This window comes from Chromobacterium sp. IIBBL 290-4 (assembly GCF_024207115.1).
Taxonomy (GTDB): Bacteria; Pseudomonadota; Gammaproteobacteria; order Burkholderiales; family Chromobacteriaceae; genus Chromobacterium.
In genome coordinates, this window is record NZ_CP100128.1 from 3,138,618 (window position 1) to 3,157,227 (window position 18,610).

Below are 18,610 nucleotides of genomic sequence, written 5' to 3' on the forward strand. Positions count from 1 at the left end.
TCATGCATATCAGTCTTAAACCGCCGCTGCTTGAGGACGCGGCAGTCTTGTTGGATTTCGAGCTGGCCAATCGGGCCTATTTCGAGCACTGGATCAATGCTAGGCAGCCGGCCTTCTATTCCTTGGACGGCGTGCGCGGCAGCATAGCGACGGCGCAGGCGGAAAGAGAGTCGGGCTCCGCCTATCAGTATTTGATCTGGCAGGGCGGGGCCATCGCTGGCCGCATCAATCTGCGCGGCGTGGAGCGGCATTATTTTCACAAGGCTGAACTGGGTTACCGGGTGGGCGAGGCGCATGTCGGCAGGGGCGTCGCCAGCAAGGCGCTGGCATCCCTGTGCGAATTGGCTTTCGGCGAGCTGGGCCTGGCCAGGCTGGAGGCGACGGTGCGGCCGGCCAACGCCGGTTCGCTGAAGGTGCTGGAGCGCAATGGTTTCAGCGTGTTCGGCAAGGCGGAGCGCAGCATGCTGCTGCATGGCGAATGGCATGATCTGTGGCATATGGAGCGCCGCTCGCCGCGGATCCGCTTTGAATGAAAAAAGGCCGTCGAAACGACGGCCGTCAAGTCTTTCCTCAGGGTATTAAAGCGGCTGCTGCAGCTGCTGCAGGATTTGCGGATTCTCCAGCGTGGACACGTCCTGGGTGATTTCCTCGCCCTTGGCGATGGAGCGCAGCAGGCGGCGCATGATCTTGCCGGAGCGGGTCTTGGGCAGATTCTCGCCGAAGCGGATGTCGTCAGGCTGGGCGATCTTGCCGATCTCGTGCGCCACCCAGTTTTTCAGTTCGGCCGCCACCGTCTTGGCGGCGTCGCCTTGCGGGCGGGCGCCTTTCAGCACCACGAAGGCCACCACGGCTTCGCCTTTCACGTCATGCGGCTTGCCGACCACGGCGGCTTCGGCCACCAGCGGGTTGGCCACCAGCGCCGATTCGATCTCCATGGTGCCCAGGCGGTGGCCGGACACGTTCAGCACGTCGTCGATGCGGCCCATTATCCAGAAATAGCCGTTCTCGTCGCGATGGGCCGAGTCGCCGGCCAGATAGTATTTGCCGTCGAATTCGTCCGGGAAATAGGTTTTCTTGAAGCGATCCGGGTCGTTCCAGATGGTGCGCACCAGGCTGGGGAAGGGCTTTTTGATCACCAGGAATCCGCCGCGGCCGGGTTCCACTTGCGCGCCGGATTCATCGACGATGTCGGCGATCACGCCCGGTAGCGGCAGCGTGCACGAACCAGGCTTGGTGGCCACGGCGCCCGGCAGCGGCGCGATCATCGCCGAACCGGTTTCGGTTTGCCACCAGGTGTCCACGATGGGGCAGCGGCCGCCGCCTACGGTTTCGTAATACCAGATCCACGCTTCCGGGTTGATCGGCTCGCCTACGGTGCCGAGCACGCGCAAGGACGACAGATCGAACTGCTTGGGCAGGTCCGAGCCCAGCTTGATCAGCGAGCGGATGGCGGTCGGCGCGGTGTAGAAGATGGATACCTTGTGCTTTTCTATCATGCGCCAGAAGCGGCCGGCGTCCGGGTAGGTGGGCACGCCTTCGAAGATCACCTGGGTGGCGCCGTTGGCCAGCGGGCCGTAGCAGACATAGCTGTGGCCGGTGATCCAGCCCACGTCGGCGGTGCACCAGAAAACATCGTTGGGTTTGTAGTCGAACACCCAGCGGAAGCTGTTGATCGCGCCCAGCAGATAGCCGGCGGTGCTGTGCTGGATGCCCTTGGGTTTGCCGGTGGAGCCGGAGGTGTAGAGGATGAACAGCGGGTCCTCGGCGCTCATCCATTCCGGTTCGCAAGCTTCGCTTTGGCCTTCGATCAGCTTGTGCCACCACACGTCGCGGCCGTCGGTCCAGTCCGCGCCGCTGTTGGTGCGCTGATACACCACCACGTTTTTGATCGATTCCGCGCCTTCCAGCGCCAGCGCCTCGTCGACGGTGGCCTTCAGCGGCACGCTCTTGCCGCCGCGCACGCTTTCATTGGCGGTGATCACCACTGTGGCGCCGGCATCCTGGATGCGGTCGCGCACCGCGCCGGCGGAGAAGCCGCCGAACACCACCGAGTGGATGGCGCCGATGCGGGCGCAGGCCTGCATCGCCACCACGGCTTCTATGCCCATCGGCATGTAGACGACGACGCGGTCGCCCTTGTTCACGTTCAGGCTCTTCAGGCCGTTGGCGAACTGGCAGACGCGGCGATGCAGCTCGGAATAGGTGACGCGGGTGACTTCGCCGTCATCGGCTTCAAAGATGATGGCGATCTTGTTGGCGTTGGTCGCCAAATGGCGGTCCAGGCAGTTGTAGGAGGCGTTGAGCACGCCGTCGTCGAACCATTTGAAGAACGGCGCCTGGCTGTCGTCCAGCACGCGGGAGAACGGTTTTTTCCAGCTGATCAGTTCCCGCGCCAGATCCCCCCAAAACGACAGATAGTGATCGTCCGCCTGTTCGCACAGGGCGTGGTAGGCCTCTATGCCGCTGACCGACGCCTTGCGGCGGAACTCGTCCGATGGGGCGAAGCTGCGGGTTTCCTTGAGGATGGAATCTAGCGTGGACATGTGTTTCTCCAGAGTCTTGTAGTGTTGTCGCCGCGCGCCGTCAAAACGCGCGGCGTGGCAATGATGTTGACATTTAATGCTTGCTGGCGCCACTGGCCCCAATGCCGGTCATGGCGCGGACATACTGGGCCTCGAACTTGGCTTTCTCCGCGGCGGCCTGCTTGGAGGTATCCAGCACCGACACCAGCCAGGTGCAGACGAAAGCCAGCGTCATCGAGAAGATGGCCGGGTTCTTGTAAGGGAAGACGGCGTGTTCATGCTTCATCACCTCTACCCATACTGTGGGACCCAGCACGATCAGCAGCACCGCGCTGACCAGGCCCACCAGGCCGCCGATGACCGCGCCGCGCGTGGTCAGGCCCTTCCAGAACATCGACAGGAATAGCACCGGGAAGTTTGCCGAGGCGGCGATGGAGAAGGCCAGGCCTACCATGAAGGCGATGTTCTGCTTTTCGAACACCAGGCCCAGCACGATGGCCACCACGCCCAGCACTACGGTGGTGATCTTGGAGACGCGGATCTCGTCGGCCTCGTTGGCCTTGCCATGCTTGATCACGCTGGCGTACAGGTCATGCGACACCGCGGACGCGCCGGATAGCGCCAGGCCCGCCACCACCGCCAGAATGGTGGCGAAGGCTACGGCGGAGATGAAGCCCAGGAAGATGTCGCCGCCCACGGCATCGGCCAGGTGGATGGCCGCCATATTGCTGCCGCCTATCAGTTGGTGCACTTCCTTGCCGTTTTTCATCACCGTTTCCATCATGCCCGGCTGGTTCAGCACCAGCATGATGGCGCCGAAGCCGATGATGAAGGTCAGGATGTAGAAGTAGCCGATGAAGCCGGTGGCGAAGAACACGGACTTGCGCGCCTCCTTGGCGTCCGCCACGGTGAAGAAGCGCATCAGGATGTGCGGCAGGCCGGCGGTGCCGAACATCAGCGCCAGGCCCAGCGAGATGGAGTCGATAGGATCGGCCTTGCCCGGGGCCATGATGGCGATGCCCTTGCTGTGCGCGGCCACGGCTTTTTCAAACATCACCTCCGGACTGAAGCCGACAGACGCCAGCACCATGATGGCCATGAAGGTGGCGCCGGACAGCAGCAGCACCGCCTTGATGATCTGCACCCAGGTGGTGGCCAGCATGCCGCCGAACAGCACGTAACAGACCATCAGCACGCCCACCAGCACCACGGCGGAGCCGTAGCTCATGCCGAAGAGGAGCTGGATCAGCTTGCCCGCGCCCACCATCTGCGCGATCAGGTACATGGCCACCACCACCAGGGTGGACACGGCGGCCAGGCTGCGCACCGGCATCTGCTGCAGGCGGTAGGAGGCGACGTCGGCGAAGGTGTATTTGCCCAGGTTGCGCAGCCGTTCCGCCACCAGGAACAGGATGATGGGCCAGCCTACCAGGAAGCCCATGGAGTAGATCAGGCCGTCATAGCCCTTGTCGAACACCAGGGCGGAAATGCCCAGGAAGGACGCGGCGGACATATAGTCGCCGGCGATGGCCAGGCCGTTCTGGAAGCCGGTGATGCCCCCGCCGGCGGCGTAGAAGTCGCTGGCCGACTTGGTGCGGCGCGCCGCCCAGTAGGTGATGCCCAGGGTGAAGGCCACGAACAGGAAGAACATGATGATGGCGTGCCAGTTGGTGGCTTGCTGTTTGACATCGCCCTCGATCGCGCCGGCGGCGAATACCAGGCCGGGCGCGAGGGCTGCCGCGCAGGCGGCGAATTTCTGCTGTATGTGGCGCATTACTTGGCCTCCTCGACGATCTGCTGGGTGAGCGGGTCGAATTCCCGGTTGGCGCGGCGGACATAGATGCCGGTCAGGGCGAAAGCGGACAGGATGATGCACACGCCCACCGGAATGCCCACCGTCATGGTGGCGCCCTGGTACAAGGGTTGGCCCAGAACGCCGGGAGCGAATGCCAATACCAAGATGTAGCCGTAATAAATGGCCAACATCACGATGGCCAGCGTCCAGCCCAGGCTGGTTTTCTTGTGGACCAGTTCCAGGTACTTCGGGTTGGACTGGATCTTCTTCAGAGTCTCCTCATTCATGACATCCTCCTTTATGGGGTGCGTCGCGCGAAGGGCGCTGATGAAAAAATACGAGAGGAAACCGGGAGCGGGCTAATCGTTTTTTTTGATGCGGCGAATTAGTTGCACCGATGGTGTGGTATTTAATCGTTTTAAAATCAACAGTTTGAATTTGAATTTTTACTCCATTTTTCAATGACTGGGCAGGGGCGAGCGCATGGACTTGTCTTGTGGCAAGATATTTGATTGGAATGAATTTTATGGAGGCGCGGATGCCCAGCTTGCTTTACCAAGAGCCATCTTTGGCGGCGGTTTACGATCTGTTCAACGCTTGGGGCGCGGATAATGATTTCTATCTGGGCCTATTGAAGCCAGTGGTGAACACGGTGTTGGACATAGGTTGCGGCACAGGCTTGTTGGCTGTGGCGATGGCCAAGCAGGCGCAGGTGACAGGGCTGGAGCCGGCGGCCGCCATGCTGGATATCGCCCGCCAGCGTCCAGGGGGCGAGCGCGTGCGCTGGCTGCAAACCGATGCCCGCGATTTCGCCTTGGATGAGCGGTTTGATTTGATTTACTGCACCGGCCACGCCTTCCAGGTGTTTTTGACCGAGGCCGACCGGCAGGCGCTATGGCGCAATGTGAAAGCGCATCTGGCGAGGGAGGGCGAGTTCGTATTCGAGACTCGCAACCCCTGGCCCCGCCCATGGGAGCAATGGGGCGAGCGGCCGCCGCGCAGAGTGAGCCATGCGGAATGGGGCGAGGTGGAGATCAGCCATCTTATCCGATCCGTGGACGGGGACCGCGTCGAGTTTCAGGCACGCTACCGTTTTCTGGATAGCGGCCAGGTTTTCGAGATCGAAGAGCAGCTGTGCTTCTGCGATCTGCCGACGCTGCAGGCCGAGGCGGCAAGCGCGGGATTGCGGGTGGATGCGGTGTATGGCGATTGGCAGCAGGGCGAATGGCGCGAGGACAGCCCGGAAATCATCCTGCGGCTGCGCCACGGCTAGGTCGCGGTTTTGGGCTGGAAACGCAGGCAGGGCTGGCCGGAGGCCTCCTGCACATCCAGGCAGGGCGTGCGTTTGCTGGAAAAGCCCATGGCCCGGCAGCCATGCGGGAAGTCCGGGTTGTAAGTGACGAAATAATGGCGGCAGCGGCGGCAAAGCGGCGCGTTGGCGGCGGGCGGTTTGGGAGTCGGCATGGCGTCGGCAATGAAAAATCCCGCCCAGTATGGCATCGGGCGGGACAAAGCGCGAGGTCGGACGCGGTGAGAGGGCTCTTGCTTCCCATTGACTGAAACGGCCTGATGCTTGGCGCGTCGCAGACCGCTTGTTTGGTTGGCTGGAATGGGGCGGCGGGACAGAATGCGCGGATGGCTGGCGATTCATTGTTTACCAGCAGGAAATAATAAATTTGTTTGGCCGGGCTATTTCATTAAATGAAAACCGCTTACAGTTGCGCTTATTCGGCAAGCTGAGCGTCATATCACGAGCCGCGATGAGGCGCGCGATCCCGCTCTTTGTTCAACCGTTTTTGAGAGGCTGCCCATGTCACATACGAGATACACCGCTCCCGCCATATTTTTGCACTGGCTGATGGCGGCCGCGCTGATCTGCCTGTTCTGCGTCGGCTTCTATATGCATGGCCTGTCGTTGTCGCCGTGGAAATTGAAAATCTATTCCTGGCACAAATGGAGCGGCGTGACGCTGTTCCTGCTGGTGTGGCTGCGGCTGGCCTGGCGTTTCAGCCACCGCCCGCCCGCGCTGCCGGCGGGCATGGGCAAGGCGGTGCGCGCTGCCGCGCACGCCGGCCACGCCATGCTGTATCTGCTGATGATCGTCATCCCGCTGTCCGGCTGGCTGATGAGCTCGGCCAAGGGCGTGCAGACCGTGTATTTCGGCGTATTGCCGCTGCCGGACCTGATCGCGCCTAATCCGGAGCTGGGGCATCGGCTCGGCGCGCTGCACTCGGCGCTGAACTACCTGCTGGCGGCTGTGGTGGCCGGCCATGTGGGCGCCGCGCTCAAACATCACCTGATAGACAAAGACGACGTGCTGACGCGCATGCTGCCGTGGCGCGCCCGTTCTCGCTAAATTCAACCGGAGAAAGTGAAGATGACCTTCCATCGTCTGATTTCGTCGGCGCTGCTCTCTGGCGCGCTGGCCGTTCCGCTCGCGTCCCAGGCCGCCGAGTACGTATCCATCCAGCAGGACAAAAGCACCATCGCCTTCGGTTACAAGCAGATGGGCGTGGGCATGCAAGGCCATTTCAAGAAGTTCTCGGCCGCGCTGAGTTTTGATCCGGCCAAGCCGGCGGCTGCCAAGGCCCAGTTCGATGTGGCCCTGGCCAGCATCGACACCGGCTCCGCCGAGGCCAATGAGCAAGTGGCGGACAAGGACTGGTTCAATACCAAGCAATATCCGAGCGCGCGCTTTGTCTCCAGCGCGATCAAGTCTCTGGGCGGCAACCGTTTTCAAGTGGACGGCAAGCTGACCATCAAGGGCCGCACCCAGCCGGTCAGCACTGTCGCCACCATGACGCCGCAGGGCAAGGACGCCGCCTTCGACGGCGCCTTCACCATCAAGCGCGCGGACTTCGCCATCGGCGAAGGCGATTGGAAGGATTTCGGCACCGTAGCCAATGAAATCCAGATCAAGTTCCACCTGTCGGCGCGCGCCAAGTAAGCGCGGCCCTTTAGCAAACAAGGAAAGAAGCCATGAAGAAACTGACCCGCCTCACCCTGGCCGCCGTGGCAATCGCCAGCTTTAGCGGCGCCGCCCTGGCCAAGCCGGAAACCTATGTGATCGACAACGCGCACACCTTCCCGCGCTTCTCGTACAGCCACCTGGGCTTCTCCACCCAGTTGAGCCGTTTCGACAAGACCAGCGGCAAGATCGTGCTGGACAAGGAAGCCAAGACCGGCTCCGTCGATGTCGTCATCGACATGAAGTCGGTGGATACCGGCTTCCCGGTGTTCAACGGCCACATCCAGGGCGCGGACTTCTTTGATACCGCCAAGTACCCGACCGCCACCTTCAAGTCCACCAAGGTGCTGTTCGACGGCGACAAGCCGACCGCGGTGGAAGGCAATCTGACCATCAAGGGCGTGACCAAGGCCGTGACGCTGCAACTGTCCAGCTTTACCAATCAGGAGCATCCGATGCTGAAGAAGGACGCCATCGGCGCCAACGCCAGCGTCAAGGTGAAGCGCACCGAGTTCAACGCAGGCAAATACGCGCCTTACGTAGGCGACGATGTCACCATCGACATCGCCGTGGAAGCCATCCACGAATAATCAGCCTGGCTGATTGCAGGAAAAATAGCCGCGAGCGCTTTGGCCTCGCGGCTATTTTTTTGTCAGCTCAGCGTCCACCACAGCAGCAGCGCCAGCGCCGCAGGCAGGCAGAATACCAGCAGAAAGATGGGCAGCTCCTCGCGCGCCGAATAGCCGGCATGGCTCACGCCCATCCACATATTCACACCCGACGCGATCAACCACAGCGGAATGAAGGCCAAGCCGCCGGCCGACAGATTGCCGGCCAAGCGTCCGCCCGCCAGGCAGGCGGCCAGCAGGATCAAACCCGCCAGCAGGATTTTCACGGTATGCATGACATCTACCTCGTTCAGGCCTGGCCAATGTCCAGCCGGCTGATCTTGCCGTCCTGGGCCACGGCGAAACGGAAATAGGCGGGGAAATCGCCCCATTGCTCGGTGTGGAAGGGGCCGGAAATTTCCAGGCCATCCGCGCTGATCCGGCTGAGCGAGATAAAGCGCTCATGGCCCAGCGCCTCGCGGCTGAAAGCGTGGAAGTCACGCGGGCTGCCGTCGTCGAACAGCTTGGCGTCGGCTTGAAAGGCCGCTAGCCAGGCCGCCAAATCACCGGCTTGCAGGGCGGCGATGGCGCGGCGGACGGGTTCTTGTTTCAGCGCTTGCAGATCCATGGCGATGCTCCTCAATGTTCATACCCCCTTGCTCAAAGGGGCTTGCGCGTTTCAGGCGCGGTTCTGTCTGCTGAGCCAGCGGCAGGCGCCGCGGACTGAGGATCTTGTGCCAGCCGGCCCTGACCCTGTGGCAGACGTTTTGCTCATGGACTGCAGTTTATTGAGGTTTTGTCGCCAGATAATCCAGGCAGTTCTGGAAAGATTGTCCAGGCATTTAGGCCAATGCGGCCAGCTTTGAATATGCCATATTAATTTTTTGATATTTCACTCGCTGGCAATATTGCCCGGCCACGCTGTTTCGCTTTCCCACCCTCGTATGGAGTGTAGATGAAAGCCTGGTCTGTTCTATTTTGCGCGGCTTTGGCATGGCCTTCGCTTGGCCATGCCGGCTATCCCGAAGATCTGAAACTGGCCACCTGGAACGCGATGCTGTTGCCGCAGGCCTTGTATCCCAACTACGGCCAAATGCGGCGGGTGGAGTTGATGGCGGCGTCCGCCGTGGCGAATCGCCAGGATGTGCTGGTGTTCCAAGAGCTGCAGGACAACAGCGCGTCCGAACATCTGCTGCAGCTGCTGAAGGCGCGCTTCCCCTATCAAACCCCAGTGATAGGCCGTACCCAGCAAGGCTGGGACAGCACCGAGGGCTGGGACAGCCTGCGGCCGGAAGACGGCGGCGTGGCCATCGTCAGCCGCTGGCCCATCGTGGAGCGTAGGCAGTATTTGTACAAAACGCCGGGTTGCAGCTGGGATGGCCAGGCCTTGAAAGGCTTCGCCTATGCCCGGATCAACGTCAACGGGCAGTTCTATCATGTGATCGGCACCCATTTGCAATCGGAGGATAGCGGCTGCCGCAATCATGCCGACATCGCCGTGCGGCAGGCGCAGCTGCGCGAGATGGCCGACTGGATCAAGGCCAAGCAGCTGCCGCCGGAGGATGTGGTGATCGTGGCTGGCGATATGAATACCGATAAGGGCAAGGCGGCTGAATATCAGGCGATGCTGGACATCTTGCAGGCGGTCGAGCCGCGCTATGTAGGCGTGCCGTACAGTTTCGACACCCGCAACAACGGCATCGCGCTGGAGCGTTATGGCGCGCGCACCGGCGACGCGCCGGAATACATAGACTATATCCTGATGCTCAAGGGCCATCGCCTACCCGCGGTTTGGCACAATTTGGCGCAGGACGCGCCGTCGCCGCAGTGGACGGCGCAATCGGCAGTGGCCAAGCAAACCTATGCCTATGCCGACGTCAGCGATCATTATCCTGTCCAGGCTTTCGCCTGGGCCGATGCCGATACGCCCACCCATTCTCAGGGCGCCGGCGCGTATCGACTCGCCAGCTTGCAGAGCTTGGGCAACGGCCGCTTCATTCAGGCGGCGGATGCCAATGACGGCTGGCTGAAAACTACGGCGGCCAGCGCCGGCGCGCAGTCGCTGTTCAATCTGTCCAATAATTTCTCGATGCGCGACAACGGCTGCATCCGTTCCGGCGAGTATGTGCGAGTGGAAAGGGCTGACCGGCCGGGCAATTTCTGGACCTGGTCGGGCGGCGTGGGCGGCAATCAGTACGCCTATTACACCGCGCAAGGCCCCTTGAGCCGCTCCGCCGAATTGCGTCTGGTCAATCAGAGCCGGCCGGAGGGCTGCCTGCAGGATGGCGACGTGGTGTCGTTCAAGGATTGGGCGCGCGCGGCCGACTATTATGTCACCGCCTGGAGCGGCGGCAGCCATGCCGATCAGCTGTATTTGTGGCAGCCATCGGCGGGCGAGGGCGAGAAATTCCGCATCCGCCTGGGCGCGCCCGGCGCCCGGCTGGATTGGTCGGATAAGCTGGTTTATCGAAAAAAGCGCCTTGCCGCCAGGTGAGGGACAGTCGGCCCGCGCGGGAACGGACCGTTGGTTTAGCGCAGCGCGGTCAGCGCCTGGATGCCCAGGGCGCAGCCGACGACCAGGATCAGCCCGCCGGAAAAGTATGGCGCTTTGCGCGCGAACTCGCCGAAGCCGCTCCAGCGGCGGCTGGCATGGCGCACGCTGAGGGCCGCCAGCGCGCCGGACGCCACCATGGTGAGCGCGAGTCCGATGCTGAAGCACAGCACCAGGCCGGCGCCGAGCGCCATCTTCTTCAGTTGCAGGCATAGCAGCAAGACGGTGATGGAGGCAGGGCAGGGCACCAGGCCGCCGGTCAGGCCGAACAGCACGATCTGGCCGGTGGTGACTTGGCGATTGGCGAAGCGGCGGCGGATGTCGTTGGCGTGGGCCAGCTCGTGCGGATCCTGATAGCCGGCGTCTCCCAGGTCGAGGCCGGCCCGGTTTGCAGACGCATGCGCATGATCTTCGCTGAACGTGACATCGTAATCATGGCTGTGATGGCCATGTCCCAATTGAAGCCGGGCGATGAACTGGTGCGGCTCGGGAATGAGCTGTTCCGATTCCAGAAAGCCGTCGCGCTGAACAAAGACATAGCTTTCCTGCTTGCCGTCGGGCCGCTCCAGCGACAGTTTGGCCTCCGCAGCCGCCCAGGCATGGCCATGCTTGCCGCGAGGATGGATGCGGAAGCGCGGCGGCGCGCCTTGTTCGAATATTTCCAGCGCGATCAGGCCGTGGCCGGTATCGATAAGCTTGGATTCGGCGTGACCATGCTGATGGTCGTGGTCGTGGTCGTGGTCGTGGTCGTGGTCGTGGTCATGCGCGACGCGTTGCTGGCGCCAGGTGCGCCACAGCATCCAGGCGGCCACGGCTATGATTATCGCCGCCGAGGCGGCCTGAAAATAGGGTTCGGAAGTCTCTGCGTTCCAGTTGCGTCCAAAATGCAGGCCCAGCAAGGCTACCAGCCAGACCACGGCCGTGTGGGACAAGGTGGCGGAAAGGCCCAGCAACACCGCCTGGCTAACCGTGCCGCGGATGGCGACGATGAAAGCGGCCATCATGGTTTTGGAGTGGCCGGGCTCCAGTCCGTGCAGCGCGCCCAGCAAGATGGCGCTGGGAATGAACAGCCAAGCGTTGCCCTGTTGCAGCAGGGTGGCGAATTCGGTCATGGCGAGAGTTTCTCAAAGTTTCAAGGCGACTGAAGTATACTGCCCGCCAGTATAAAAATACTAGCCCCTAGTATATAAATACTGGTGGATAGTATCTGCATGGTAAGCTGGCGCTTTGATCGAGAGGATGAATCGTTCATGACGCATACCGTCAAGGACAAGGCCAAACTGTTGGCGCGAGTGCGCCGGCTGAAAGGGCAGGCCGCGGCATTGGAAAAGCAGCTGGACAGCGGCGACGACTGCGCCGCCATCCTGCAGCAGATCGCGGCGATACGCGGCGCGGTGAACGGCCTGATGGCCGCGGTGATGGAAGGCCATCTGGTGGACCACTTGGTGATGGAGCCGGACGAAGACAAGCGCCGTCAAGAACTGGAAGTGGTGCTGCAGGTGGTGAAGTCGTATTTGAAATAGCCTTGCGGCTTCCCGGCTGCGGAAAGGAAAACGCGGCCAGCCAACGGTAAATAGGCAGGCCGCGTCTTGCGCGGTTCAGGCGGGCATGGTTGATGCCGCCATGCGCCGGGCCCAGAAAGGCTGTTCCGGCCAGCGGGTTTCAACGCCATAGTGGCCGGCGCGTTCCCGCAAGTAACGCCGGAAGCTTTCATCGGCGCGCTGGGCGTAAGCCCGGGCCGCGCCAAGATCGCCATCCAGCATTCCCAATACCGCCGGGACGGCGGCCAGCGCGTCGCTCAGCGCGCCGCTGATGCCGGACGAAGTCAGCGGGTCCAGCCCCATCAAGGCGTCGCCGACGCACAGCCATCCCGGCCCGGCGGCATGCTGGACGCAGCCGCTATGCGCGGCGAAGGCGTGCACGGCGTCTGGCAAGATGGCGGGCGCCCGCTCGGCCAGCAAGCGGGTGGCGCGCCAGGCGGCGGCGTAGACTTGCGGATCGGACAGGCGAGCTTGCTTGGCCAAGTCTTGATCGGTCATCAACGCCAGCAGCGCGCGACCATCTGGCAGACCCGCGGCGTACCACCAGCCATAGGGCGTGGATTCCACCAAGGAGTAGCCCGCCAGCGCTTGGGCTTCCGGCGCGTGGCAGGCCAGCGCTATCAGTTTATCCAGTTGATGGCGCGGCACGCCGAGACGGCTGGCCAGCGGCGAACGTCGCCCGCCGGCATCGACGACTATCCTGGCCTTGACCGCTCCCATTCCCCGAACCTGGACATTCCAGCCGTCCGTGTCCGGCGCGATGCCGTCCACGCCGGAGCAAGCCAGCAGCGCGACGCCGCGCGCCATCGCCTCCAACTGCAAGGCGCGGTCGAAGGCGGCTCGGTCCAGGTGCCAGCCGTGGCCTTGGGCGCGAAACAGGAAATGATCCAGTTGCGGCTGATCTCCTCCCCATAGCGACACATTGCCGTGGCAAGGCTGCTGACCCAGCAAGGCGTATTCCACGTCCAGCTTGGCCAACAGGCCGGCCACATCCGGAGAGGCCGATTCGCCGATGCGGAAGGGCCAAGCCAGCGGCCTGTCCAGCAGCAGCGCATCGACGCCCGCCTGGTTCAGCGCCAGCGCCAGCGCGCAGCCCGCGGGGCCGGCGCCGGCGATCAGGACCTCGCAAGGTTTAGCGATCATTTTCCTCCGGCGCGTCGCTGGGATCGAAAGGCCGCGGCAGCTCGCGCTCCACCTCGACGAAGCGGCGCTTGCCTTCGACCTGCTTCTCCATGATGAAACCCAGGCCCGCCCAGTACTTGACCATGTCGATGTCGTCGGCGAACTGGATGAACGTGCTGCCCAGTTGGTCGTAGTCGGTGCCCAGCCACGGCACTTGCTTGCCGGTTTCCTGGTCCGGCGGCGCGGGCGGCGTGGCGCGCAAGGTGTTGAGCTGCGGTTTGGGCTCCAGATAGACAAACTCCGGCCGCTGCGCCGGCCACCACCACAGGCGGCGGCCGTCTATCGGCTGCGACGAGCATTCGTTGAAGTCCGCCTGCCATGGTATGGCCATATAGCGGGTGACATCGCCCGGCTCCATGCCTAGCCTGAGGTTGAAGTCCAGGCTCAGCGGCCCTTCCGGCACAAACCGGTTGCGGATGCGGAAGGGCTGGTCGTAGATGGCCGGATTGCGCGAGATCCAGGTCATCTCGATGCCGGGCGAAAACGGCCCGCCCACGCAATTGTCCAGCGCCGCGCGGGTCAGGCTTTCTCCCGCGTCCGCCGTTTGGTCCTGATCGACGAAATAGCCGGCCACCCATTGCTGCAGCATGAAGTACTGCGTGTCGGTGAGCCGCATATAGGTGCTGGTGGCGGTGCTCTTCACCAGGCAGTTGTCCCCGGCCAGATAAGGCATCAGCGTGGCGCCGCTGGCGTTGAGGATGTCGTTTTCCTGGTAGGGCGGGCGGATGAAGTCGAGGATGTATTGGCGGAACCCCTGGAATTCCTCCGCGCCCATGCCGTCCGCGCCGGTGGCGCCCAGTTTTTCGAAATCGAAATGGTGCGGCTTGGGCGGAATGGCGGCTACCCAGGGCATATAGGTGGCGCGTTCCAGCATGGGCCGGATTTCGGTGCGGAAGTTCGGCAGGAAGCCGGTTTTACCGGCTTTCCAGAAACCATTTTCGTAGATGTCCGGGTAGTGGCCGCTGCGCACCATGGCATCGAAGATGGTGTCGTACAGCGTGATCAGATTGGGAATCTCCGGCGCGTATTTGGGCGGGGCCACCAGCACGTGGGCGGGCAGGGCTTCGATCTTGTCGCCGTTGTCGAACTCGATCAGCGCGCTGACCGGGCCATCCGAGGTGTCGTCCCACCAGCCGTCGTTATTGGCGTAGTCGGTGATGGTGGCGTCGGGATCGGCTGAGCCGGAGACGCCGTAGCCGCCCAGCACCAGCAACCGGCCTTCCTGATCGGTGCGCAGTTCGCCCAGCGTGTCGATGGCGTCTTTCATCGGGTACAGGGGGCTGGGCGGGAAATGCGCGCCGCGGTAGCCGGCCGGCACGGTACTTTTGCTGAATTGCACGCCGGCTTGGCTGCGTCCGGAAATCTGCCGCGGCCCGGCATCGATCAACAAGGTGTGGCGGTCTGTCGTTTGCGGATTGCGCAAGGGGTGGCTGGATGCGTAGCCGCCTTCGCCCTCGGCCGGCACGAAGGTGTACCAGCTGGGTTTCTTATTGGCCAGGTGCGCGGTCCAGCGTATCGATTTGATGCCGGCGCTAGACAGGGTGACCGGCTCGCTGTGGCCGTTTTCCACCTTGTAAACCTGAAAGCGGGCCGCCTGGCGGCACAGCCGGCCTTCCGCGTCGCGGAAGTCTTGTTGGGTGAAGGGCTGGCCATCGGGCAGGATGGGCAGGCCGCAGTATTGGTCCGGTTCGATGTAGAACTTTTCCGGCGCATTGCCGACGCGGGCGACGCCGATGGCGGGATAGATTCGGTATTCGGTCATATGGCCTCCTCTAGCTCAGGCGTGGCGGATGTGTTGGGCGGTCGCCAGTTGATCGATATTGGCGCGCACGCTTTCCAGCGCATCCACCAGTTCTTCGCGATCGGCCGGGTCGTCGATGTTCTGCTTCACCACGCCGACCGAGCTCTGCAAGCGTTTGCCCAGCGCGGCCAGATTGCTGCCTGGCTGGTAGAGATAGGTGGGCGCGCCGTTGGGGCCGACATCGCTATTGGTGTTGGCGTGGGCCGGGGTGGTCATCAGCTGGCGCGCGATCGTGGGCAGCGCCTGGTGCATCAGCGGCAGCGCCAGCGTGAAGAAGGTGTCGTTGGCGCCCGGCGCGCGCGAGGAGAAGCTGCGCTCCATCGAATCCAGCATCACGCTGTAGGCGAGGTCGAACACCTCGGCCAGCTCCAGCGCCACCGGATTGGTGAAATCGCTGCGCTTGGGATTGGAGATGATGGGGTAGGTGGGCGGGAAACGGTCACGGTCCAGCGAGACGGTGCGGAATTTCTTGAAGTGAGACAGCTCGTACGGCGAGCCTATGATGGGGCCGTAAGTGCCGTCGGTGCGCTGGCCATAGCCGTTATAGGTGGCCCAGGGCTCGATCGGAATCATCGATTGCGATTCCGGCACGCTGCCTTCGCCCTGCTGCACGATCTGCTGCACGCCCAGTTGGGCGCTGGCCAGGTCGGTCACCAGAATGGGCTTGCCGCCGAACTTGCCCAGATAGATGTCGATGCGCTGGGCGGCGTCCGGATTCTGCTCGAACAGCGGCTGGGCGCCGCTGTACTGCTCCAGGCACAAGAGCAGCATGTCGTAGAGCTGGGCGATATAGCTGTAGTTGTTGCCGCGCGGCAGCGCATGCGGCGGCGCCGGGGTTTCGATGGCGGTGAAGGTGTCGTTGAACACTTCCACCGAGGCGCGGCACAGGCCGATGAAGGGCGTGGTGTCAGGGTTGGCGTGCGGCAGATAACAGGGATAGGTTGGCGTGAAGCTGCCGGTCATCTTCGGTCGGCCGCCTATGGCCACCATCAGATTGGCCGCCTGGTTGATGTGGAACATTTCCTCCATCATCACGCTGCGCAGCAGCTGATAGGCCTCGGTATTCGGGTCGCTGATCGAGTACAGCGCCGTCAGATAGGGCGGAATAGTGGTCATTTCCACCATGATGGCCAGCTGGGCCATGTCCTGCAGCGGCTTGCGGCTGTCGCCGGCGGCCTTGTCTTCGGCGCTGAGCTGGCCGCGGGCGCGGTCGAACAGCATGCCGAAGGGTTTGTTGGAATCGACGATTCGGGTCATGTTTCCTCCATCATTAGGAAGACAGGTTGCGCGCGCGGCCTAGAGGGCGCGCTTTGGACTGACAATGCTTTTGGAGAGTCGGCTGAGCCGGCTTTGCCATCGACCTCAACGCGGCTGGTTGCGCCGCCGGCCTTTTGAGCGCCGATCCTTTGCAGAGCGCATCGGCGATCGATAGGCGCGACTGGCGCTCCGGTCTCGCAGGGGGCGGTCAGCCATCCGGCGCGCCGCGTCTGGCGGCGCGCCAATAAACGGCTTAACGCTTGATAAGCGTGGCCACCGAAATATGCGGCCAGATGACGCCGTCGAACACCAGCAGCACGGTTTGGGTGTACTGCAGTTGTAGGAATTGGCTGCCATCCTTGCGTTGCACCGTTTCAATCCAGAAGATGGAATCCATCTGGGTGGCGTTGGCGTTGACGACCACAAACGGAATATTGGCGACGGCGCCGACATTGTTGGTGCTGACCGGCAGGTTGACGGTGTTGACCACCTTTAATCCCTGATCCGCTTGCGCGTTCAGCACATTGACCAGCGCCTGGTTGGGATTCTGCATATCGAATCCCGGCGGAAAGGTGCCGTTCAGGTAGGGGTCGGTATAGCCCAGCGGCAGCGGCGGCTCGCCGGGAAGCGGCGTCGGCAGCGGGCTGACCGGCGCGATGACCGGCGCGCGGCTTTCACAGGATGACTGGCCTTGCGCCAGCACGGAGTCGCCATGCGGAATGGTGGATTGGCGGACGATGGTGGAGGGGGCGTCAGGGTCGCTGGTGGGCGGAACATTGAGCCACAGGCCGGGTTCGATGTGGATGCCCTCGTCGGTGGCGGCATCGCTGACTTGCTGCAGATAGGTCAGGCCGTAGATGAAAATATCGTCTTGTTTGGAGCCGCGGTTGGGAACGGGGCCGCCGATGGCGTTGAAAGTCAGCGTTTCGTTGGTGGCGTTGACGATCAGGCGAAAGATCTGATTGTTCTGAAAGTCGGGTACGGCGATCAGATTGTAGCCATGGCCAAACCAGGTGCCAGGCAAGTCAGCCAAGGGGCCTAGTTGGCTCTGGGTTTGCTTGACAGGAGCGGCGGCGCGTTCAAACAGTTTCATTTCAAACTCTCCTAAAACAGGTGAAGTCGAAGCGGTCCGGTATAGCCAAACAACCCGATACGCCAGCCTTTGCGATCGGCGGCTGGCATTTGATGTCATATATGTATATTTACTTATCCATGCTCGCCAAATGGAATATGGGCTTGTGCTGGTTATAGTTTGGCGGGAGGCGCTGTCAAGAGAGGGGAATTACGGGTACTGAAAGCCGTCGCCCTGCTCGGCGGCGGCGGGAGGGGCAAGATGGCGTGAGGCTGCCGGGCGGGCGCTGGATCGATGCTCGCCGGCGCGACCATTCCCCTCCTGGAGACATTCCGTGTTGAAAAAATTACTGGACTATCGAATTTACCTGTTGACTCTGCCAGCCACCGCCTTGCTGTTCTGGATTGACCGCGCCGTGGCGCAAACCTGGCTGCAGCTGGGTCTGGCTTTGCCCATCTTGGTGGGCGTGGCATTGTTGTTGCGCAAGGCGCTGTTTCATGCGGATATTTCCGCGGCCGCCGACGCGGCGCTGGCATCGCCAGTCGGCGCCGCGCTGGTGGTTTTGTCCGACAGGCTGTTCATGGCCGCGGTGGTGCTGGGCGGTGTGCTGTGGCTGCGGGGCTGAGCGCGGCTGCGCTGGCCCTGTTGCCGGTGCTGGCAGGCGCCATTGCTCAGAACTGGCCGCAACTGGGTTCGCCTTCGGTGCTGGCGGCCCAGGTGGAGCAGGAAAGCGGCTGGCGGGCGCAGGCCACGCTAAGAACCAAGCGAGAGCTGGGCGCGGGGCTGGGCCAGTTCACCAAGGCCTACCGCGCCGATGGCTCGGTCCGCTTCGACGCTATTTCCGACATGGCCGCTGCTTATCCTGAGCTGCGGGGCTGGAGCTGGGCCAATGCCTATGATGCGCGCTATCAGCTGACCGCGCTGGTATTGAAGAATCGCGGCAATTACCGCCTGATCCGCTGGGCCGCGAGCGAAGACGATCGTTTGGCGATGATGGATGCCGCCTATAACTCGGGCCTGGGCGGGGTGATTGCCAGAAGGACGCTGTGCTCGCGCATGCCGGGGTGCCTGCCGGGCCGATGGTTTGGCCATCTGGAGCGCAGCAGCGCTCAATCCAGAGTGCGGCAGGCCGGCTACGGGCAGTCATTCGCCGACATCACCAATACGCATGTCCGCAATGTGATGGTGACTCGGCGTTCCAAGTATCAGGCGTATTTCGGCGAGGCGAGGCCTTAGCCGAAGATGAGTCCGCGCCGATAAGGCCGGTCTGAGCTCGTCCTGTTCTGTCCCGAACTCGGGCCCGCCCTTGCCGC

At 62.7% G+C, this 18,610-nt stretch carries 20 protein-coding genes; 9 read left to right on the forward strand and 11 right to left on the reverse strand.

The annotated features are described in order from the left end of the window. The first annotated feature begins 2 nt into the window (after positions 1 to 2). Positions 3 to 533, forward strand: a complete 531-nt coding sequence (locus NKT35_RS14745) for a GNAT family N-acetyltransferase (protein WP_254294238.1) — start codon at positions 3 to 5, stop codon at positions 531 to 533. 45 nt (positions 534 to 578) lie between these two features. Here the strand turns inward: NKT35_RS14745 and acs are convergent, their stop codons facing one another. The 3 genes from acs to NKT35_RS14760 all read right to left on the reverse strand — a co-directional run bounded on the left by acs (position 579) and on the right by NKT35_RS14760 (position 4,604). Next, positions 579 to 2,543, reverse strand: a complete 1,965-nt coding sequence (acs, locus tag NKT35_RS14750; protein WP_254294240.1) for an acetate--CoA ligase — start codon at positions 2,541 to 2,543, stop codon at positions 579 to 581. Between the two features lie 73 nt (positions 2,544 to 2,616). After that, positions 2,617 to 4,296 (reverse strand): cation acetate symporter, encoded by a 1,680-nt coding sequence (locus tag NKT35_RS14755; RefSeq protein WP_254294242.1) that lies wholly within the window; start codon positions 4,294 to 4,296, stop codon positions 2,617 to 2,619. Beyond that, positions 4,296 to 4,604 (reverse strand): DUF485 domain-containing protein, encoded by a 309-nt coding sequence (locus NKT35_RS14760; protein ID WP_254294244.1) that lies wholly within the window; start codon positions 4,602 to 4,604, stop codon positions 4,296 to 4,298. The genes NKT35_RS14755 and NKT35_RS14760 overlap by 1 nt, the downstream gene beginning before the upstream one ends. Before the next feature lie 251 nt (positions 4,605 to 4,855). Here NKT35_RS14760 and NKT35_RS14765 point away from each other — a divergent pair, with 251 nt between their 5' ends. Then, complete coding sequence (locus NKT35_RS14765) at positions 4,856 to 5,590, forward strand: class I SAM-dependent methyltransferase (protein ID WP_254294245.1); 735 nt, start codon at positions 4,856 to 4,858, stop codon at positions 5,588 to 5,590. Here NKT35_RS14765 and NKT35_RS14770 read toward each other — a convergent pair. Further along, complete coding sequence (locus NKT35_RS14770) at positions 5,587 to 5,781, reverse strand: hypothetical protein (RefSeq protein WP_254294247.1); 195 nt, start codon at positions 5,779 to 5,781, stop codon at positions 5,587 to 5,589. The two genes, NKT35_RS14765 and NKT35_RS14770, sit on opposite strands and share 4 nt — an antisense overlap. Before the next feature lie 346 nt (positions 5,782 to 6,127). On the opposite strand from NKT35_RS14770, the gene NKT35_RS14775 reads away from it, so the two are divergent. Genes NKT35_RS14775 through NKT35_RS14785 form a run of 3 tightly spaced genes read left to right on the forward strand, consistent with a single transcriptional unit; the run spans position 6,128 to position 7,875 of the window. After that, a complete protein-coding gene (locus NKT35_RS14775; RefSeq protein ID WP_254294250.1) occupies positions 6,128 to 6,673 on the forward strand; it encodes a cytochrome b in 546 nt (181 codons plus the stop codon). 21 nt (positions 6,674 to 6,694) lie between these two features. Further along, positions 6,695 to 7,264 (forward strand): YceI family protein, encoded by a 570-nt coding sequence (locus NKT35_RS14780; protein ID WP_254294252.1) that lies wholly within the window; start codon positions 6,695 to 6,697, stop codon positions 7,262 to 7,264. A 32-nt stretch (positions 7,265 to 7,296) separates the two neighbouring features. Continuing rightward, positions 7,297 to 7,875, forward strand: a complete 579-nt coding sequence (locus NKT35_RS14785) for a YceI family protein (RefSeq protein ID WP_254294253.1) — start codon at positions 7,297 to 7,299, stop codon at positions 7,873 to 7,875. Positions 7,876 to 7,937: 62 nt separating this feature from the next. On the opposite strand, the gene NKT35_RS14790 is transcribed toward NKT35_RS14785, so the two are convergent. After that, on the reverse strand, positions 7,938 to 8,189 hold the full coding sequence (locus tag NKT35_RS14790) for a hypothetical protein (RefSeq protein ID WP_254294260.1): 252 nt from the start codon (positions 8,187 to 8,189) through the stop codon (positions 7,938 to 7,940). Positions 8,190 to 8,203: 14 nt separating this feature from the next. After that, positions 8,204 to 8,521 (reverse strand): hypothetical protein, encoded by a 318-nt coding sequence (locus NKT35_RS14795; RefSeq protein ID WP_254294262.1) that lies wholly within the window; start codon positions 8,519 to 8,521, stop codon positions 8,204 to 8,206. A 327-nt stretch (positions 8,522 to 8,848) separates the two neighbouring features. Between NKT35_RS14795 and sph the strand changes: the two genes are divergently transcribed. Continuing rightward, entirely contained in the window at positions 8,849 to 10,387 is a 1,539-nt protein-coding gene (sph, locus tag NKT35_RS14800; RefSeq protein WP_254294264.1) for a sphingomyelin phosphodiesterase, read from the forward strand. Between the two features lie 35 nt (positions 10,388 to 10,422). On the opposite strand, the gene NKT35_RS14805 is transcribed toward sph, so the two are convergent. After that, positions 10,423 to 11,556 carry a nickel/cobalt efflux transporter gene (locus tag NKT35_RS14805; protein ID WP_254294266.1) on the reverse strand — a complete coding sequence of 378 codons (1,134 nt, stop codon included), beginning with the start codon at positions 11,554 to 11,556 and terminating at the stop codon, positions 10,423 to 10,425. Positions 11,557 to 11,694: 138 nt separating this feature from the next. On the opposite strand from NKT35_RS14805, the gene NKT35_RS14810 reads away from it, so the two are divergent. Then, a complete protein-coding gene (locus tag NKT35_RS14810) occupies positions 11,695 to 11,967 on the forward strand; it encodes a metal/formaldehyde-sensitive transcriptional repressor (protein ID WP_254294268.1) in 273 nt (90 codons plus the stop codon). A 75-nt stretch (positions 11,968 to 12,042) separates the two neighbouring features. On the opposite strand, the gene NKT35_RS14815 is transcribed toward NKT35_RS14810, so the two are convergent. The 4 genes from NKT35_RS14815 to NKT35_RS14830 form a co-directional block, all read right to left on the reverse strand. Further along, entirely contained in the window at positions 12,043 to 13,128 is a 1,086-nt protein-coding gene (locus NKT35_RS14815; RefSeq protein WP_254294270.1) for a tryptophan 7-halogenase, read from the reverse strand. Next, positions 13,118 to 14,929, reverse strand: coding sequence for a LodA/GoxA family CTQ-dependent oxidase (locus tag NKT35_RS14820; protein ID WP_254294272.1), 1,812 nt, complete (start codon positions 14,927 to 14,929; stop codon positions 13,118 to 13,120). Before NKT35_RS14820 ends, NKT35_RS14815 begins: the two co-directional genes overlap by 11 nt. Before the next feature lie 15 nt (positions 14,930 to 14,944). Next, positions 14,945 to 16,225 carry a ferritin-like domain-containing protein gene (locus tag NKT35_RS14825; RefSeq protein WP_254294280.1) on the reverse strand — a complete coding sequence of 427 codons (1,281 nt, stop codon included), beginning with the start codon at positions 16,223 to 16,225 and terminating at the stop codon, positions 14,945 to 14,947. A 253-nt stretch (positions 16,226 to 16,478) separates the two neighbouring features. Continuing rightward, the gene (locus NKT35_RS14830; protein ID WP_254294283.1) at positions 16,479 to 17,318 is read right to left on the reverse strand and encodes a heme-binding protein; all 840 of its coding nucleotides are present in this window, start codon (positions 17,316 to 17,318) and stop codon (positions 16,479 to 16,481) included. A gap of 313 nt (positions 17,319 to 17,631) precedes the next feature. On the opposite strand from NKT35_RS14830, the gene NKT35_RS14835 reads away from it, so the two are divergent. Both NKT35_RS14835 and NKT35_RS14840 read left to right on the forward strand, forming a co-directional pair. Further along, the gene (locus NKT35_RS14835; RefSeq protein WP_254294285.1) at positions 17,632 to 17,922 is read left to right on the forward strand and encodes a hypothetical protein; all 291 of its coding nucleotides are present in this window, start codon (positions 17,632 to 17,634) and stop codon (positions 17,920 to 17,922) included. Further along, a complete protein-coding gene (locus NKT35_RS14840; RefSeq protein ID WP_254294286.1) occupies positions 17,907 to 18,533 on the forward strand; it encodes a transglycosylase SLT domain-containing protein in 627 nt (208 codons plus the stop codon). The genes NKT35_RS14835 and NKT35_RS14840 overlap by 16 nt, the downstream gene beginning before the upstream one ends. The last annotated feature ends 77 nt before the right edge of the window (positions 18,534 to 18,610 follow it).

Bases quoted from the DNA above. Each gene is read 5' to 3' on its own strand.
- sph (WP_254294264.1), top strand. From the start codon at position 8,849: ATGAAAGCCTGGTCTGTTCTATTTTGCGCGGCTTTGGCATGGCCTTCG.
- NKT35_RS14780 (WP_254294252.1), top strand. From the start codon at position 6,695: ATGACCTTCCATCGTCTGATTTCGTCGGCGCTGCTCTCTGGCGCGCTG.
- NKT35_RS14790 (WP_254294260.1), bottom strand. From the start codon at position 8,189: ATGCATACCGTGAAAATCCTGCTGGCGGGTTTGATCCTGCTGGCCGCC.
- NKT35_RS14825 (WP_254294280.1), bottom strand. From the start codon at position 16,225: ATGACCCGAATCGTCGATTCCAACAAACCCTTCGGCATGCTGTTCGAC.
- NKT35_RS14760 (WP_254294244.1), bottom strand. From the start codon at position 4,604: ATGAATGAGGAGACTCTGAAGAAGATCCAGTCCAACCCGAAGTACCTG.
- NKT35_RS14775 (WP_254294250.1), top strand. From the start codon at position 6,128: ATGTCACATACGAGATACACCGCTCCCGCCATATTTTTGCACTGGCTG.
- NKT35_RS14745 (WP_254294238.1), top strand. From the start codon at position 3: ATGCATATCAGTCTTAAACCGCCGCTGCTTGAGGACGCGGCAGTCTTG.
- NKT35_RS14805 (WP_254294266.1), bottom strand. From the start codon at position 11,556: ATGACCGAATTCGCCACCCTGCTGCAACAGGGCAACGCTTGGCTGTTC.
- NKT35_RS14815 (WP_254294270.1), bottom strand. From the start codon at position 13,128: ATGATCGCTAAACCTTGCGAGGTCCTGATCGCCGGCGCCGGCCCCGCG.
- acs (WP_254294240.1), bottom strand. From the start codon at position 2,543: ATGTCCACGCTAGATTCCATCCTCAAGGAAACCCGCAGCTTCGCCCCA.
- NKT35_RS14810 (WP_254294268.1), top strand. From the start codon at position 11,695: ATGACGCATACCGTCAAGGACAAGGCCAAACTGTTGGCGCGAGTGCGC.
- NKT35_RS14755 (WP_254294242.1), bottom strand. From the start codon at position 4,296: ATGCGCCACATACAGCAGAAATTCGCCGCCTGCGCGGCAGCCCTCGCG.
- NKT35_RS14820 (WP_254294272.1), bottom strand. From the start codon at position 14,929: ATGACCGAATACCGAATCTATCCCGCCATCGGCGTCGCCCGCGTCGGC.
- NKT35_RS14795 (WP_254294262.1), bottom strand. From the start codon at position 8,521: ATGGATCTGCAAGCGCTGAAACAAGAACCCGTCCGCCGCGCCATCGCC.
- NKT35_RS14765 (WP_254294245.1), top strand. From the start codon at position 4,856: ATGCCCAGCTTGCTTTACCAAGAGCCATCTTTGGCGGCGGTTTACGAT.
- NKT35_RS14785 (WP_254294253.1), top strand. From the start codon at position 7,297: ATGAAGAAACTGACCCGCCTCACCCTGGCCGCCGTGGCAATCGCCAGC.
- NKT35_RS14770 (WP_254294247.1), bottom strand. From the start codon at position 5,781: ATGCCGACTCCCAAACCGCCCGCCGCCAACGCGCCGCTTTGCCGCCGC.
- NKT35_RS14830 (WP_254294283.1), bottom strand. From the start codon at position 17,318: ATGAAACTGTTTGAACGCGCCGCCGCTCCTGTCAAGCAAACCCAGAGC.